This window comes from Streptomyces sp. G-G2 (genome assembly GCF_030063135.1).
GTDB lineage: Bacteria > Actinomycetota > Actinomycetes > Streptomycetales > Streptomycetaceae > Streptomyces.
In genome coordinates, this window is the sequence record NZ_JASISO010000010.1 from 70,744 (window position 1) to 84,534 (window position 13,791).

At 74.3% G+C, this 13,791-nt stretch carries 12 protein-coding genes; 2 read left to right on the forward strand and 10 right to left on the reverse strand.

Translation table 11 applies throughout. The annotated features are described in order from the left end of the window. Positions 1-4: 4 nt before the first annotated feature. Both QMF80_RS10775 and QMF80_RS10780 read right to left on the reverse strand, forming a co-directional pair. Positions 5-976 carry an SCO1860 family LAETG-anchored protein gene (locus QMF80_RS10775; protein ID WP_283452017.1) on the reverse strand — a complete coding sequence of 324 codons (972 nt, stop codon included), beginning with the start codon at positions 974-976 and terminating at the stop codon, positions 5-7. 409 nt (positions 977-1,385) lie between these two features. Then, positions 1,386-2,480: an amidohydrolase family protein gene (locus tag QMF80_RS10780; protein ID WP_283452018.1), complete on the reverse strand. Its 1,095-nt coding sequence runs from the start codon at positions 2,478-2,480 to the stop codon at positions 1,386-1,388. A gap of 64 nt (positions 2,481-2,544) precedes the next feature. On the opposite strand from QMF80_RS10780, the gene QMF80_RS10785 reads away from it, so the two are divergent. Then, positions 2,545-3,627 (forward strand): pyridoxal-phosphate-dependent aminotransferase family protein, encoded by a 1,083-nt coding sequence (locus tag QMF80_RS10785; RefSeq protein ID WP_283452019.1) that lies wholly within the window; start codon positions 2,545-2,547, stop codon positions 3,625-3,627. A 35-nt stretch (positions 3,628-3,662) separates the two neighbouring features. On the opposite strand, the gene QMF80_RS10790 is transcribed toward QMF80_RS10785, so the two are convergent. The 8 genes from QMF80_RS10790 to QMF80_RS10825 form a co-directional block, all read right to left on the reverse strand. Continuing rightward, positions 3,663-4,727: an aminotransferase class V-fold PLP-dependent enzyme gene (locus QMF80_RS10790; RefSeq protein ID WP_283452021.1), complete on the reverse strand. Its 1,065-nt coding sequence runs from the start codon at positions 4,725-4,727 to the stop codon at positions 3,663-3,665. Between the two features lie 86 nt (positions 4,728-4,813). Beyond that, positions 4,814-5,524 carry a DsbA family oxidoreductase gene (locus QMF80_RS10795; protein WP_283452023.1) on the reverse strand — a complete coding sequence of 237 codons (711 nt, stop codon included), beginning with the start codon at positions 5,522-5,524 and terminating at the stop codon, positions 4,814-4,816. A gap of 93 nt (positions 5,525-5,617) precedes the next feature. Continuing rightward, a complete protein-coding gene (locus QMF80_RS10800; RefSeq protein WP_349372198.1) occupies positions 5,618-6,175 on the reverse strand; it encodes a GNAT family N-acetyltransferase in 558 nt (185 codons plus the stop codon). A gap of 133 nt (positions 6,176-6,308) precedes the next feature. Further along, positions 6,309-7,769, reverse strand: coding sequence for a peptidoglycan D,D-transpeptidase FtsI family protein (locus QMF80_RS10805; protein WP_283452025.1), 1,461 nt, complete (start codon positions 7,767-7,769; stop codon positions 6,309-6,311). Between the two features lie 62 nt (positions 7,770-7,831). Beyond that, complete coding sequence (locus QMF80_RS10810; protein ID WP_283452027.1) at positions 7,832-8,533, reverse strand: response regulator transcription factor; 702 nt, start codon at positions 8,531-8,533, stop codon at positions 7,832-7,834. Then, positions 8,530-9,813 (reverse strand): sensor histidine kinase, encoded by a 1,284-nt coding sequence (locus QMF80_RS10815; RefSeq protein WP_283452148.1) that lies wholly within the window; start codon positions 9,811-9,813, stop codon positions 8,530-8,532. The genes QMF80_RS10810 and QMF80_RS10815 overlap by 4 nt, the downstream gene beginning before the upstream one ends. Before the next feature lie 92 nt (positions 9,814-9,905). Beyond that, on the reverse strand, positions 9,906-11,012 hold the full coding sequence (locus tag QMF80_RS10820; protein WP_283452028.1) for a hypothetical protein: 1,107 nt from the start codon (positions 11,010-11,012) through the stop codon (positions 9,906-9,908). 206 nt (positions 11,013-11,218) lie between these two features. Continuing rightward, entirely contained in the window at positions 11,219-11,959 is a 741-nt protein-coding gene (locus QMF80_RS10825) for an IclR family transcriptional regulator (RefSeq protein WP_283452029.1), read from the reverse strand. 267 nt (positions 11,960-12,226) lie between these two features. Between QMF80_RS10825 and QMF80_RS10830 the strand changes: the two genes are divergently transcribed. Then, complete coding sequence (locus tag QMF80_RS10830) at positions 12,227-13,765, forward strand: aldehyde dehydrogenase (NADP(+)) (RefSeq protein ID WP_283452030.1); 1,539 nt, start codon at positions 12,227-12,229, stop codon at positions 13,763-13,765. Positions 13,766-13,791: the final 26 nt, after the last annotated feature.

Below are 13,791 nucleotides of genomic sequence, written 5' to 3' on the forward strand. Positions count from 1 at the left end.
CGCGCTACTGGATCCGGCCGCGGCCCCGGGCGCGGGTCAGGAGGAGGGCGGCGGCGCCCGCGCCCAGCAGGAGCAGCGCGCCGCCCGCCACGTACGGGGTCGCCGAACCGGCGCCGGTCTCGGCCAGGTCGGCGCCGGCCCCGCTTCCGGTTCCGGTTCCGCCCGACTGCGGCGTGACGTCGGCGACCGCGGCGGGCTTCGCGGAGGCCTGGCCGGAGGGCGCGGTGGAGGGGGCGCCGGAGGGCGCGGGACCGGCCGGGGCCGTGCAGTGGGCCTCGGCCAGGACGACCTCTCCGGTCACCTCGGCGACGTTCAGCTTGCCGGGGTTCACCGACACCTTGAGCCGCAGGGCCGCGGCGGCGGCGGTGGTCGAGGTGGTGCGCGTACCGGACAGCTCCAGGGAGACCTCGCCCACGCCCGGGACCTCCACCCGGGTCGGGCCGCCCGCGGAGAGGGTGATCCTCTTGCCGAGCGCGGTCACCGTGCCGAGCACGTTCGAGGTGGCCACGGGCGTGCGGCCCGGTTCGCACACGGCCTTCGAGGTGACCTTCTCCACCTCGATCAGGGAGAGCGCGGGCAGGCCGGGGACATGGACCCTGGCGTGGGCGAGGTTGGCCTCGGCGCGGGCCCCGGTCCGGTCCGCCGTCGCCTTGGAGGTGGCCACGTCGGCGCGCAGGACGCTCACCGGCTGCCCCTGGTCGACCCCGTCGAGGGTCACGGTCAGGGCGGTCTTCGCGGCGTCGGCGGGGGCGCTGACCTCGTTGAGGGTGGCGGACAGGGGCACGTGGACGGTCTTGTTGAGCAGGCCCACGTCGAGTCCGGCGCGCAGGACGACGGCGCCCGCCGTGCCCGTGTTCGTGCCCGTGTTCCCGGCGCCGGAGCCGCCCGTGGCGTGGGCGGCGGGCGCGGTGAGCAGGGCGACCGCTCCCGCGGCGAGCAGGACGGCCGCGGGCATGCGGAAGGTGTTGCTGTTCAAGGTGGTGGAACCCCCAGGGAGATGGGAGCCGTCGCGCCGCCGATGGGGGACATCGCGGGCGCCGACGACTGAGACTCCGAAAGCTTTACGCACTGAGAGTGAATGAGTGACAACCTGACGTGAGTTCACCCCAAAGGGTGGTTTCCACGCACATATTCGAATCCTGAGGCACCAGGAGTGCGCTGACGTCACATCAGCCACGAACAAGTGGGGGGTTCCGACCGGGTCTCGGCTGGCTCCAGTTGCTTGGGGCTGGTTTCGGCCATGCACAACGACCAGGCGTACGGGAATGTCACGCCCCGTCAACCGGGCGCCGCGGGCAACCCCTCAGCCTCGGCCCCCAGTCACGGTCCCTCAGCCTCGGCCCCCCAGTCACGGTCCCTCGGTCACGGCTCCCCGTCCCGGCCCCTCAGCCGCGGATGCGCCCCGCCAGCACCACCCGGCGCGGGGCGGCCAGCACGGACACATCCGCGCGCGGATCCGATCCATAGACCACCAGGTCCGCCGGAGCGCCCTCCTCCAGGCCGGGCCTGCCCAGCCAGGCGCGGGCCCCCCACGCCGTCGCCGACAGCGCGGCCGACGCCGGGATCCCGGCCTTGACCAGCTCGGCGACCTCGGCCGCGACCAGCCCGTGCGGCAGCGAACCGCCCGCGTCCGTACCGACGTACACCGGCACGCCCGCGTCGTACGCCGAGCGCACCGTGTCGTAGCGCCGCTCGTGCAGCCGCCGCAGATGGGCCGACCAGCGGGGGAACTTGGCTTCGCCGCCCGACGCGAGCTTCGGGAAGGTCGCGATGTTCACCAGTGTCGGCACGATCGCCACCCCGCGCTCGGCGAAGAGCGGAATGGTGTCCTCGGTCAGGCCGGTGGCGTGTTCGACGCAGTCGATGCCCGCCTCGACGAGATCGCGCAGCGAGTCCTCGGCGAAGCAGTGGGCGGTGACGCGCGCGCCGAGCCGGTGCGCCTCGGCGATGGCCGCCTCGACCTCGGCGCGCGGCCAGCACGCCGTCAGGTCGCCGACCTCGCGGTCGATCCAGTCGCCGACCAGCTTCACCCAGCCGTCGCCGCGCCGGGCCTCCCGGCCGACGTACTCCACGAGGTCGGCGGGCTCGATCTCGTGGGCGTAGTTGCGGATGTAGCGGCGGGTGCGGGCGATGTGGCGGCCCGCCCGGATCACCTTGGGGAGGTCCTCGCGCGCGTCGATCCAGCGGGTGTCGGACGGTGAACCGGCGTCCCGGATCAGCAGGGTGCCCGCCTCACGGTCGGTCAGGGCCTGCTTCTCGCTGGTCGCGTCGTCGACCGGACCGTGCGCGTCCAGTCCCACGTGACAGTGCGCGTCGACCAGACCCGGCAGCGCCCATCCGGTCACCGTGGTGACCTCGTGCGCGCCGGAGACGGCGCGCGGGCGCTCGTACGAGATCCGGCCGCCGACGACCCACAGCTCGTCGCGGACCTCGTCCGGCCCGACGAGCACCCGCCCCTTCACGTGCAGCACATCGCTCATGGCCGCACTGTAGCCACCCGCTCGGTACGCTCTGGCGGTAACCCCGAACGAAGAGAGCACCACCGTGACCAGCACCGCGCCCCACCCTCTGCTCGACCTGCCGCCGCTGACCGCGGAGCGCTTCGCGTCGATCGAACGGGGGGTCGCGGACCTCCTGTCCACCCGCCAGGACGTCGTGATCACCCAGGGCGAGGCACTGCTGCCGCTGGAGGGCTGCATCCGGTCGGGGGCGCGGCCCGGTTCGACCGCGCTGAACATCGTGACGGGGCCGTACGGGACCACCTTCGGCAACTGGCTGCGCGACTGCGGCGCGACGGTGGTGGACCTCGCGGTGCCCTTCGACACCGCGGTGAGCGCGGAGCAGGTGGCGCGGGCCCTCGCCGCGCACCCGCAGACCGACTTCGTCTCGCTCGTCCACGCGGAGGCGGCGACCGGGAACACGAACCCGGTCGCGGAGATCGGCGAGGTGGTGCGGGAGCACGGCGCGCTGTTCATGCTCGACGCGGTGGCCTCGGTGGGCGCGGAGCCGCTGCTGCCGGACGCGTGGGGCGTGGACCTGTGCGTGATCGGCGCGCAGAAGGCGATGGGCGGACCGGCCGGGGTCTCGGCCGTGTCGGTCTCGGAGCGCGCCTGGGACCGTTTCGCGCGGAACCCGGCGGCGCCCCGGCGCTCGTACCTCTCGCTCCTGGACTGGAAGGAGCGCTGGATCGACGGCGGCCGCACGACGCTGCCGCACGCTCCGGCGCAGTTGGAGATGCTGGCCCTGGAGGCCTGCCTGGCCCGGATCGCCGAGGAGGGCCCGGCGGCCGCCGCGGCCCGCCACGCGGCGGCCGCGGCCGCGACCCGGGCCGGGTCGGTGGCGCTGGGAGTGGCCCCGTACGTCCACGACGCGGGCGACGCGGCCCCGGTCGCCACCACCCTGCGGGTGGCCGACGCCTCGGCGGTGGCCGCGAAGGCCCTGGCGGCCGACCCGCGGGTCCCGCTGGCCGCGGGCGGCGGGGCGCTGGCCCAGGAGATGATCCGGGTCAACCACTACGGTCCGGCGGCCTCGCTCGATGTGGTGCGCGCCTCGCTGTCGGCGCTGGCCGCGGCCCTCTCCGTCCCGGCCGCCCCCGCCCTGGAGGCGGCCGGCGCGGCGTGGGGCTAGGCGGATCGGGGCTGGTCGGATCAGGGCTGGTCGGATCAGGCGGGCGTGGACAGGGCGTCGAGCGCCCGGTCCACGTCCGCCTCCGTGTTGTACAGGTGGAACGAGGCCCGCAGCGCCCCCGCGCGGGCCGCCGTCACGATGCCCGCCGCCAGCAGGGCGGCCCGGCGGTCGGCCAGGCCGGGGACCGAGACGATCGGGGCGCGGCCCGGTACCGGCTCGTGGCCCAGGGCGGTCAGGCCGGCCCGGAAGCGGGCGGCCAGCGCGGTGTCGTGGGCGTGGACCGCCTCGATGCCGACCCGTTCCAGCAGGGCCAGCGCGGGCTCGGCCGCGTGGTAGGCGAGGAAGGCCGGGGATTCGTCGAACCGCCGCGCGTCGTGGGCCAGTTCCGCCCCCGGGCCGTAGATGGAGTCCCACACCGAATGGGCCGACACCCATCCGGCGTGCAGCGGCACCAGCGTCTCCTGCGCCTCCTCCGAGACCGTCAGGTAGGAGACCCCGCGGGAGGCCAGCAGCCACTTGTACCCGGCGGTCACCGTGTAGTCGTACGGCGACGCGTCGAACGGCAGCCAGCCGACCGCCTGCGTCGCGTCCACCAGCATCCGCGCCCCGTACCCGGTGCTCGCCTCGCGGACCGCCGCGAGATCGGCCACCCGCCCGTCCGCGGACTGGACGGCGCTCAGCGCGACCAGCGCCGTCCCCGCGCACACGGCTCCGGCGACCGACTCCAGGGGCACGAACCGCAGCTTCAGGTCGCCCCGCACCACGAAGGGGTTCAGCACCGAGGCGAAGTCGTCCTCCACCAGGACCACTTCGGCCCCGGCGGGCAGCGCGGCGGCGATCAGCCCCACATGGGTGGAGACGGCCGAACCGAGGGCCACCCGCTGCGGCGCGACCCCGGTCAGGCGCGCGAAGGCCTCGCGGACCCGGCCCACCGTCTCGAAGTCTCCGAAGCCCGCGGGATGCCCGGCCCCGGCCGCGTCGGCCAAGGCGTGCACCGCCGCCACCGCGGCGCGCGGGAGCACGCCGCAGGTGGCGGTGTTCAGGTAGGTGGTGGTGTGCGCGAACTCCGCACCGGTCACGTCGGCGAGGGCAAGATCCATGCCCCCACTCTGCCCCGGCGACCACCCGGCGTCCATGGCGGGTTGAGCCACCCAGGGCCGGGCCGGCTCCGGCTCGGGCGGGTGGCTCAGGCCTGGCCGGGCACCGCGCACGCGCCGTCCGGCTCGCAGGCCTCCGCCGCGGCGGAGGTCTCCACCGCCTCACGACCGGCCCACGCCTGCTCCAGTGCCTGGGTGAACACCTCGGCGGGCTGGCCGCCCGAGATCCCGAAGCGCCGGTCGAGGACGAAGAACGGCACGGCGTTCGCGCCCAGTTCGGCGGCCTCGCGCTCGTCGGCCCGTACGGCGTCGGCGTAGGCGGTGGCGTCGGCGAGCACCGCGCCCGCCTCCGCCTCGTCCAGCCCGGCCTCGACGGCCAGCGCGAGGAGCGTCGCGGAATCGAAGACGGACCGCTCCTCGGCGAAGTTCGCCCGGTAGGCGAGGTCCAGCAGCTCCTCCTGGCGGCCACGGGCGGCGGCCAGGTGCAGCAGGCGGTGGATGTCGAAGGTGTTGCCGTGGTCACGACCCTCGGTGCGGTACGCCAGCCCTTCGGCACGGGCACTCGCGGCCACGTGCTCCTCCATGCCGCGCGCCTCGTCGACGGTGCGGCCGTACTTCTTGGCCAGCATCTCGACGACGGGAGCGACGCTCCCCTTGGCGCTGTTCGGGTCGAGCTCGAAAGAGCGGAAGACCACCTCGACCTCGTCGCGGTGCGCGAAGGCGGCCAGCCCCTTCTCGAAACGGGCCTTGCCTATGTAGCACCAGGGGCAGGCGATGTCGCTCCAGATCTCGACGCGCATGATCCTTCTTCTCTCCGGGTCCGGGATGGGCTGTCGCGGGTGCGGAGGGGTCACCTCCGCCGTCCCGGGGGCACAACGCCCGGCCCGTGCGACTCATTCCCCGTCGGCGCCTCCGTCGGCGGCGACGCCGGCTTCCGCGTCGGCGGGCACCGTGGCTTCCGCGTCGGCGGGGACCGTCAGCCAGAGGGTGCGGTGCGAGCCCGCCTGGAGGGTCTGCGGGTCGGGGCGCCAGCCGTGGGCGGCGTAGAAGGCCTGGGCGCGCAGGTTGTGCTCGTAGACCTCGAGGCGGACCCGGGGCACCCCCGCCCGGCGCCAGCGGTCGAGGCAGGCGGCGTGCAGGGCGGCGCCGGTGCCGCGCCGCCAGTGGGCGGGGTCCACGTGGAGCTGGGTGAGGGTGGTCTCGCCGGCCGTGGTGCGGAAGGCGGCCACCCCGGTCAGCTCGCCGTCCTGTTCGGCGCAGAGCACCCCGCCGTCGCCCCGGTCGCCGCCGCCGCGCGCGACGGCGCGCGACCAGCCCTCGCGCGTACGGGCCAGCTCGGCGCCGCCCGCGTAGGCGTCCTCGGGGATCCGGCCCCGGTAGTAGGTGGCGCGGGCCCGGGTGTGCAGGGCGGCGATCGCGTCGAGATCGGCGGGAAGCGCGGTTCTGATCATGGGGAAAACAACGCGCCGGGGACCGTGGCGGTTCCCGGCGCGTTCGCACTTCAGTACGTCGCGTGCTCGCGGCTGCGGCTCCAGCGGCCGCTCGGCGCCCGCTCGGCCGGTGGCGGCGCGGCCGGTGGCGCGGCTACTTCTTGAGCCACGCCTCCATCATCTTCTGCGCCACGGGCGCGGCGAGCAGACCGCCGCCGATCTCGGAACGGTCCGTGTCCGAGTTCTCGACCATCACGGCCACCACGATCTGCTTGCCGCCGCTCGTCTTGCCGTAGGACGTGAACCAGGCCAGGGGCGCGAGGCTGTTGTTGACGCCGCGCTGCGCGGTGCCGGTCTTGCCGCCGACCTCGGCCCCGGACACCTTGGCGGGCTTGCCGCCGCCGTCCGACACCACCGTCTTCATGGCGTCGCGGACCATCGTGGCCGTCTTCTCGCTCATGACCTGCTGGGACTTCGCGTCCTTGAAGCTCTCCAGGACGTTGCCGTCGGAGTCGGTCACCTCGGAGACCACGTGCGGGGCGACGAGCTTCCCGTCGTTCTCGATCGCGGCCGTCACCATCGCCATCTGGAGCGGAGTGGCCTGGACGTCGAACTGGCCGATGCCCGTCTGCGCCACCTGGTCCTTGGACATCTTCTTCGACGGGTACTTGCTCGTCGGAGAGGTGCCGATCGGGATCTTGGTGTCGGCGTTGAAGCCGAGCTTCTCCGCCGTGGCGCGCATCTTGTCCTGGCCGAGCCGGTAGGCCAGCTCGGCGAACACGTTGTTGCAGGACTTCTTGAGGCCGTCGCGCAGTGTCACGTTGTTGCAGCCCGGGGTGGCGACCTCGCTCTTGAGGACGGTCGTGGTGCCCGGGATCGTGTACGGGTCCGGAATGCCGGTCGGCTGGTCGATCGAGCTGAACAGACCGTTCTCCAGCGCGGCCACCAGGGTGACCAGCTTGAAGGTGGAGCCGGGCGCCTGCGGCTTGCGCAGCGCCACGTTCAGGATCGGCTCGCCCTTGTTCTCGGAGAGCTTCGTCCAGGCCGCCTCGGCGTCCTTGCCGCTGCCGGTGATGCTGCCCGGGTCGTAGGACGGATTGTTCACGATGCCGAGGATCTCGCCGGTGCCCGGGTCGATCGCGACGGCCGCGCCCTGCTTGCCCTGGAGGGCGTCGTACCCGGCCTTCTGGACGTCCTTGTCGATGGTCGTCAGGACGTTGCCCGGGGCCGCCCGCTTGTTCGTGAGGACGTCCATGAACGACTTCAGCCGGTTGTCCGAGCCGTTCAGGATGTTCTTGTAGATCCCCTCCAGCATCGTGGAGGTGTACACCTGCGAGGTGTGGCCGGTGATCGGCGCGTACAGCGGGCCGTCCTTGTAGGTCCGCTTGTACCCGAAGTCCTTGCTCCCCTCGGTCTTCGTCGAGCCGGTGATCGCCTCCCCGCCCACGATGATGTTGCCCAGCGGGTTCTCGTACTGCCCGATGATGTTCCGCCGGTTGTGCGTGTCGTCTGCGAGGGCCTGGCCTTGGTACGCCTGCACCCAGGTCACCCGCACCAGAAGGGCAAGCACCAGAAGCAGACAGAAGACCGACGCGCGCCTGATCGTCTTGTTCATCTCTGGGAATGACGCACCAGCGGTGCCGGTCGTTCCACTCTGCCCCGATTGTGGCGGGGTTCTCAGCTTTTCTTCATGAGGAAGCCCCCCTCGTAGGCGGCGATCACCGCCTGGGTCCGGTCGCGGGAGCCGGTCTTGGCCAGGACCGCCGCCACGTGTGTCTTCACCGTCTGCGGGCCGACCCCGAGCCGCTCGCTGATCTCGTGGTTCGACAGTCCGGTGGCCATCAGCCGCAGTACTTCCGCCTCCCGGTCGGTCAGCCGGGCCGCCCAGGACGCGGTGGCCGGACCGCCGGCGCCGTGGGCGGCGGCCAGCGCCCGGACGGCCGCCGGGAACAGCAGCGAGTCGCCCCGGGCGACCAGCCGCACCGCGCCGATCAGCTCCTCCGGGTGGGCGCGCTTGAGCAGGAACCCCGCGGCGCCCGCGCGCAGCGCGTCGTACACGTACGAGTCGTTCTCGAACGTGGTGACCACCACGATCCGGGGCGGCTCCGCCATGGTGGCGAGGATCTGCTCGGTGGCCCGGATGCCGTCGATCCCCGGCATCCGGACGTCCATGAGGACGACATCGGGGGCCAGCGCCCGCACCAGGGAGAGGGCCTCGGCCCCGGACGCCGCCTCCCCGACCACGTTCAGGTCGGGTTCCGCGTCGAGGATGACCCGCAACGCCGTACGGACCATCCGCTCGTCGTCGGCGACCACGACCCGCAGCCCCGCCCCGCTCCCCGCCCCGTTTCCCTGCCCGGGACCCGCTGGCGCGGTCATCGGGGGGTCCCGCCGAGGGGAAGGACGGCGCGCAGGTGCCAGTGCCCGTCCGGCCGGGGGCCCGCCTCCACGCGGCCCCCCAGCAGGGCGGCGCGCTCGGCGGAACCCCGCAGACCGCGGCCCCCACCAGTGCGGGGCTCCCGCCCCGTCGCGTCCGCGGGACCCGCGGGACCCGCGGGGCCTGCCGGGGGGTTGGTCATGCTCAGCTCCAGTTCACGCAGTAGGTCGTGCTCGCCTCGGGGCCCGCGCCCGTGTCCCTCGTCGTGTACGAGGATCCGCAGGTCGACGGGGCCGCCTCCGTGCCGCAGGGCATTGGTCAGGCCCTCCTGGACGATCCGGTACGCCTCCCGGGACACGATCGCGGGCAGCTGCCCCCAGTCGCCCACGGGCCCGGGATCCTGGCGGACCGTGATGGGGATCCCGGCGGCCCGACACCGGGCCAGCAGCCCCTCGAGGTCGGCGGCCAGGGTGGGGGCGGGGGCGGCGCCGGACCATTCGCCCCCTCCCCCCGCCCCGCCCACGCCGTCCCCGTCGCGGAGGAGGCCCAGGACGGTGTCCAGCTCGCCCACCGTGCGGCGCGTGGTGTCCTCGATCGCGGCCAGCGCCTCCCGGACGAACTCCGGGTCCGTGTCCAGTACCCGCCGCGCCGCCCCCGCCTGGAGGGTGACCGCGCTCAGCGCGTGCCCCACCGCGTCGTGCAGTTCCCGGGCCAGCCGGTTGCGCACCGCGAGGTCGGCGGTCCGTTCCTCGGCGGCGGCCAGCCGGTCCGCCGCGGTCGGCCCGAGGAGTACGGGCGCCACCCGGGCCAGCAGGGCCCCGGCCCCCACCGCGCAGAGCCCCAGCCCGGCCAGCAGGCCGACCCCGGCGAAGGGGGCGACGTACAACGGGGCCTGCGTGCCGAACCAGCCGAGACCCACCGGGGGCTTCCGCAGCGCGCTCACGACCGGCAGGACGACCAGCATCACGGCCATGGGCGGCACGGCCAGGGTCATCCCGCTCACCAGCGCCCCGACGCCCAGGTGCAGGGTCCACCAGACGGAGGCCCGCCCCCGCGCCGCCCAGGACCGGCCCGGACCCGAGGCCAGCCGCTCCTCCGGCACCCCGCACAGGGCTCGCACCGCGGCCACCGACATCGGCCTGACCAGGGGGAACACCGCGCTGACGGCCGCCAGTGGCAGCGCCACCACATAGGCGACCAGGCTGAGCGGGAGGGAGGCGAGGGCATTGACCCCGCCCGAGACGACCCCGACCACCACCTGAGCCAGCAGGAAGTAGGGCATCAACAGCGCCCCACCGAGCACCAGGTGCACCCATCTCAGCCCCGCCGTCGCCAGACTTCCCCTCGACAGTCCGGCCCGGACCCCGGCAGGCCTCACGCCGAACGGTCGGCGCGGCGGGCCGCGTACGGGAGGGATCCCCGGGCTGCGGGCCCGGCGGTGAGGAACCTGGTGAGCACGGCGGCCGCCAGCAATCCGGTGATCATCTGGCCAGCGTAGATCAGGTACATGACGCTCGTGGTCCCCCCTTCGCCCTCGAACTGCCCGCCCAGTGACGTGACCAGCATCCAGCCTCCCCAGCACAGCGTCGCCGCCGAGCCGACCCAGCCGAGGGCCAGCGGCCACCTCGCCCAGCCCTCGCCACCCCCGCCCCCGCCCCCGCCCCGGGCCCGGCTCCGGCCCCGGGCCAGCAGCAACGCTCCCGCACCCGCGGCGAACGCGCACGCCGCGTGGGCCACCGACACCACGCTCAAGTCCCCGGTGCGCTCGGCGCCCCGCGCCGCGCCGAGCCCGGCCGAGCCCCCGCACGCCCAGTACAGGTGCGCCGCACAGATCACCAGACCCGCCATCGCCGCGGCTCCCGCCACCACCCCCGTGGACGGCGGGAGCCGCTGATCCGGTACGCCCCGCCATATGTGCCCCCAGCGCTGACGCGCGTAGGGCACGAACAGCCCGGCCAGGGCGAGTCCTTGAACGGTGAAGCCGGCGTAGACGACGGTGAACACCCACGCGTCGAGGAAGGGCCTCGGGGTGGCCTGCGGCATGGTCGGCCCCCCTGCCGCACCCAGCGCCCCCACGAGCAGTTGGCCCGGGAACCCGATGAGGATCGGGGTGAGCAGTCCGGTGGCCACGAAGACGGGCAGGGCGAGCGGCCAGGCCGGTATCCGGACACCCCAGGGGCGGGTCAGTACGAGGACGAGCAGGATCACGCACCCGTCCATCGCCAGCGTGACGGAGTTGGCCACGAGGAGGATCGGCCCCGCATCCCGCAAGACGCTGTCGTCGGGTATGCCGATGGTGCTCCCGGCCACCCAGGCGGCCTTGAGGGCCAGATAGGGCGCGGTGGCGGCCAGCGCCACCACGCGCAGGACCCGGCGCCCCGCACCCAGAGCGGGTGGTGCGGGGCCCGCCGGATCCTCCGGCCGCGCCGGCCCCACCGCCTGCGCCTCCCGCGTCGGGTCCGTCGGCCGCGTCTCCCGCATCGGCTCCGTCGGCCGCGCTGCGCGCGGGGTCGTGGATCGCGGCTGATCGGTTCGTGTGGTCGCGGCTCGCGACCGCGCGGCTCGTGTGGTGGCGGTGCCGGTGCGCTTGGCTCGTGTGGTCATGGCTCCACGGTCCCGTGAGGACGGACGCGGCGCCTCCCCCGTGAAGGTGAACCGTCTCCCCCGCGCGGGGGAGACCCCCCGCCTCACATCCGGCGCGTCACGACCGTCAGCCGGTCGCGGGCCTCGAACAGGGCCGCCTTGATGGCCTGTTCGCGCCCCGGCGTCAGCCGTGCCACCGGAACCGAGCAGCTCACCGCGTCCCGCGCCGGGGTCCGGTACGGTACCGCCACCCCGAAGCAGCGCAGCCCGAGGGTGTTCTCCTCCCGGTCCACCGCGTACCCCTGCTCGCGCACCAGCGCCAGCTCCTCGATCAGCCGCTCGCGGTCGGTGATCGTGTGCTGGGTGACCGGCTCCAGCCGCGCCGGCAGCAGTCGCCGCACCTCCCCGTCGGTGTGCGTGGCCAGCAGCGCCTTGCCGAGCGCGGTCGAGTGCACCGGGAGCCGCCGCCCGACCCGGGTGAAGGGGCGGAGGTAGTGCTGGGACTGGCGCGTGGCGAGGTACACCACGCTCGTGCCGTCCAGCCGGGCCAGGTGGATGGTCTCGGTCGTCCCCTCGGAGAGCCGGTCCAGGGTGGGCCTGGCGGCCGCGACCACCTCGTCCCCGTCGATGTACGAACTCCCGACGAGCAGCGCCCGTACGCCGATCCCGTACCGCGTCCCCGAGGCGTCCGTCTCCACCCAGCCCAGGCCCACCAGCGTGCGCAGCAGCATGTACAGGCTGGATTTGGGCAGTCCGAGGTCGTGCTGGATGTCCGCCAGGCTGTGCGGACCGGGGCGCGCCGCGAAATGCTCCAGCAACCGCACCGTCCGCTCCGCGGACTTCACCGGCGCACCGGCCGCCGCCCCCGCCGGACCACCCGCCGCACTCTCCGTACTCTCCGCGCCCGTCGGACCCGTCGGACCCGTCGGACCCGCCAACGCCGTACCCCCCGATTCGGCTGTCGCCATGCGCGTTCTCGCCCCTTTGTCTTGTCAACCCCGAAGACACGGAAATAGAGTCCACAGCGGATGTGATCATTCATCCACCGGAACGGCGTTCAGAGTACTGAACGACTGGACGATCCACAGCCAGACCTCAGGAGGCAGTGCGCCATGGCAGGAACCCCAGTCTGGAGTGTGGACCCCCGTACCGGGAAGGAACGCGAACAGGTCGCGGTCGAGGCCACGCCCCACGAGGTGGACCAGGCCGTACGGGCCGCCCACGCCGCCCGCGGCGCGCTCGCCGACCGCGCCGCCCGGATCGGATTCCTGCGCGCCGCGGCCGATCTGCTCGACGCCTCGGCCGCCCACGTCGTCGAGGCGGCCGACGCCGAGACGGCGCTCGGCCCCGGCCGCCTCACCGGCGAGCTGGCCCGCACCACCTACCAGTTGCGCGCGGTCGCCGACGCCGTCGAGGACGGCTCGTACCTCGACGTCCGGATCGACCGCGCCGACCCCTCGCTGAGCCCGCCCCGCCCGGAGCTGCGCCGCTTCAAGGTGCCGCTCGGCGTGGTCGCGGTCTATGCCGCCTCCAACTTCCCGCTCGCCTTCTCGGTTCCCGGCGGCGACACCGCCAGCGCGCTCGGCGCGGGCTGCCCGGTCGTCGTCAAGGCGCACCCCGACCACCCCGCCACGTCCGAACTGTGCGCCTCGCTGCTGCGCCGCGCCGCCGAGTCCGTCGGGCTGCCGCCGGAACTCGTCGCCGTCGTGCACGGGTTCGACGCGGGCCTGGAGCTGATCCGTCACCCGCTCGTCACCGCCGCCGGGTTCACCGGGTCCATCCGGGGCGGCCGGGCCCTGTTCGACGCGGCCGCCGCCCGGCCGGTCCCCATTCCCTTCCACGGCGAACTCGGCTCCCTGAACCCCGTCGTGGTCACCCCCGCGGCCGCCGCCGAGCGCGCCGAGGAGATCGGGGCCGGGCTGGCGGGCTCGGTCACGCTCGGCGTCGGCCAGTTCTGCGTCAAGCCCGGGCTGGCCCTCGTACCCGCGGGAGCGGACGGCGACCGGCTCACGGACGCGCTCACCAAGGCGCTCGGCGAGACCGAGCCGGGGGTGCTGCTCGACCACCGGATGCGGGAGAACTTCGTCGCCGGGGTCCAGGAGCGGGCCGCGCTGCCCGGGGTCGACGCCCCGGTCACACCCGGCTCCGGCGGCGCGCACACGGTCGGCGCGGGCTACCTGGCCGTCGCGGCGCACCGGCTGCTGGCCGACCCGGCCGCGTACGAGCCGCTGTTCGAGGAGTGCTTCGGGCCCGTCACGGTCGTCGTGCGGTACGACGGCCAGCGCGAGGCGGCCTCGGTCCTGGACCGGCTCCCCGGCAACCTCACCGCCACCCTCCAGCTGTCGGCGGCCGAGACCGAGGGCGCTCCGGGCCCCGCGACGGAACTGATCGGGCAGGTCACGGGCCTGGCCGGGCGGGTCGTGGTGAACGGCTGGCCGACCGGTGTCGCGGTCGCTCCGGCCCAGCACCACGGCGGCCCGTACCCGGCGGCGACCTCGCATTCGACCTCGGTGGGCGGGACCGCGATCGAGCGGTGGCTGCGGCCGGTCGCGTACCAGTCGGTGCCGGACCCGCTGCTGCCGCCGGAGCTGCGCGAGGCCAACCCGCTGGGGCTGCCGCGCCTGGTGACGGGCGGCCCGGCGGGCGCGTAGGGCGCGTAGGGCGCGTCGCAGTCCCG

Bases quoted from the DNA above. Each gene is read 5' to 3' on its own strand.
- QMF80_RS10830 (WP_283452030.1), top strand. From the start codon at position 12,227: ATGGCAGGAACCCCAGTCTGGAGTGTGGACCCCCGTACCGGGAAGGAA.
- QMF80_RS10815 (WP_283452148.1), bottom strand. From the start codon at position 9,813: ATGCCCTACTTCCTGCTGGCTCAGGTGGTGGTCGGGGTCGTCTCGGGC.
- QMF80_RS10800 (WP_349372198.1), bottom strand. From the start codon at position 6,175: ATGATCAGAACCGCGCTTCCCGCCGATCTCGACGCGATCGCCGCCCTG.
- QMF80_RS10820 (WP_283452028.1), bottom strand. From the start codon at position 11,012: ATGCGGGAGACGCGGCCGACGGACCCGACGCGGGAGGCGCAGGCGGTG.
- QMF80_RS10810 (WP_283452027.1), bottom strand. From the start codon at position 8,533: ATGACCGCGCCAGCGGGTCCCGGGCAGGGAAACGGGGCGGGGAGCGGG.
- QMF80_RS10795 (WP_283452023.1), bottom strand. From the start codon at position 5,524: ATGCGCGTCGAGATCTGGAGCGACATCGCCTGCCCCTGGTGCTACATA.
- QMF80_RS10790 (WP_283452021.1), bottom strand. From the start codon at position 4,727: ATGGATCTTGCCCTCGCCGACGTGACCGGTGCGGAGTTCGCGCACACC.
- QMF80_RS10780 (WP_283452018.1), bottom strand. From the start codon at position 2,480: ATGAGCGATGTGCTGCACGTGAAGGGGCGGGTGCTCGTCGGGCCGGAC.
- QMF80_RS10805 (WP_283452025.1), bottom strand. From the start codon at position 7,769: ATGAACAAGACGATCAGGCGCGCGTCGGTCTTCTGTCTGCTTCTGGTG.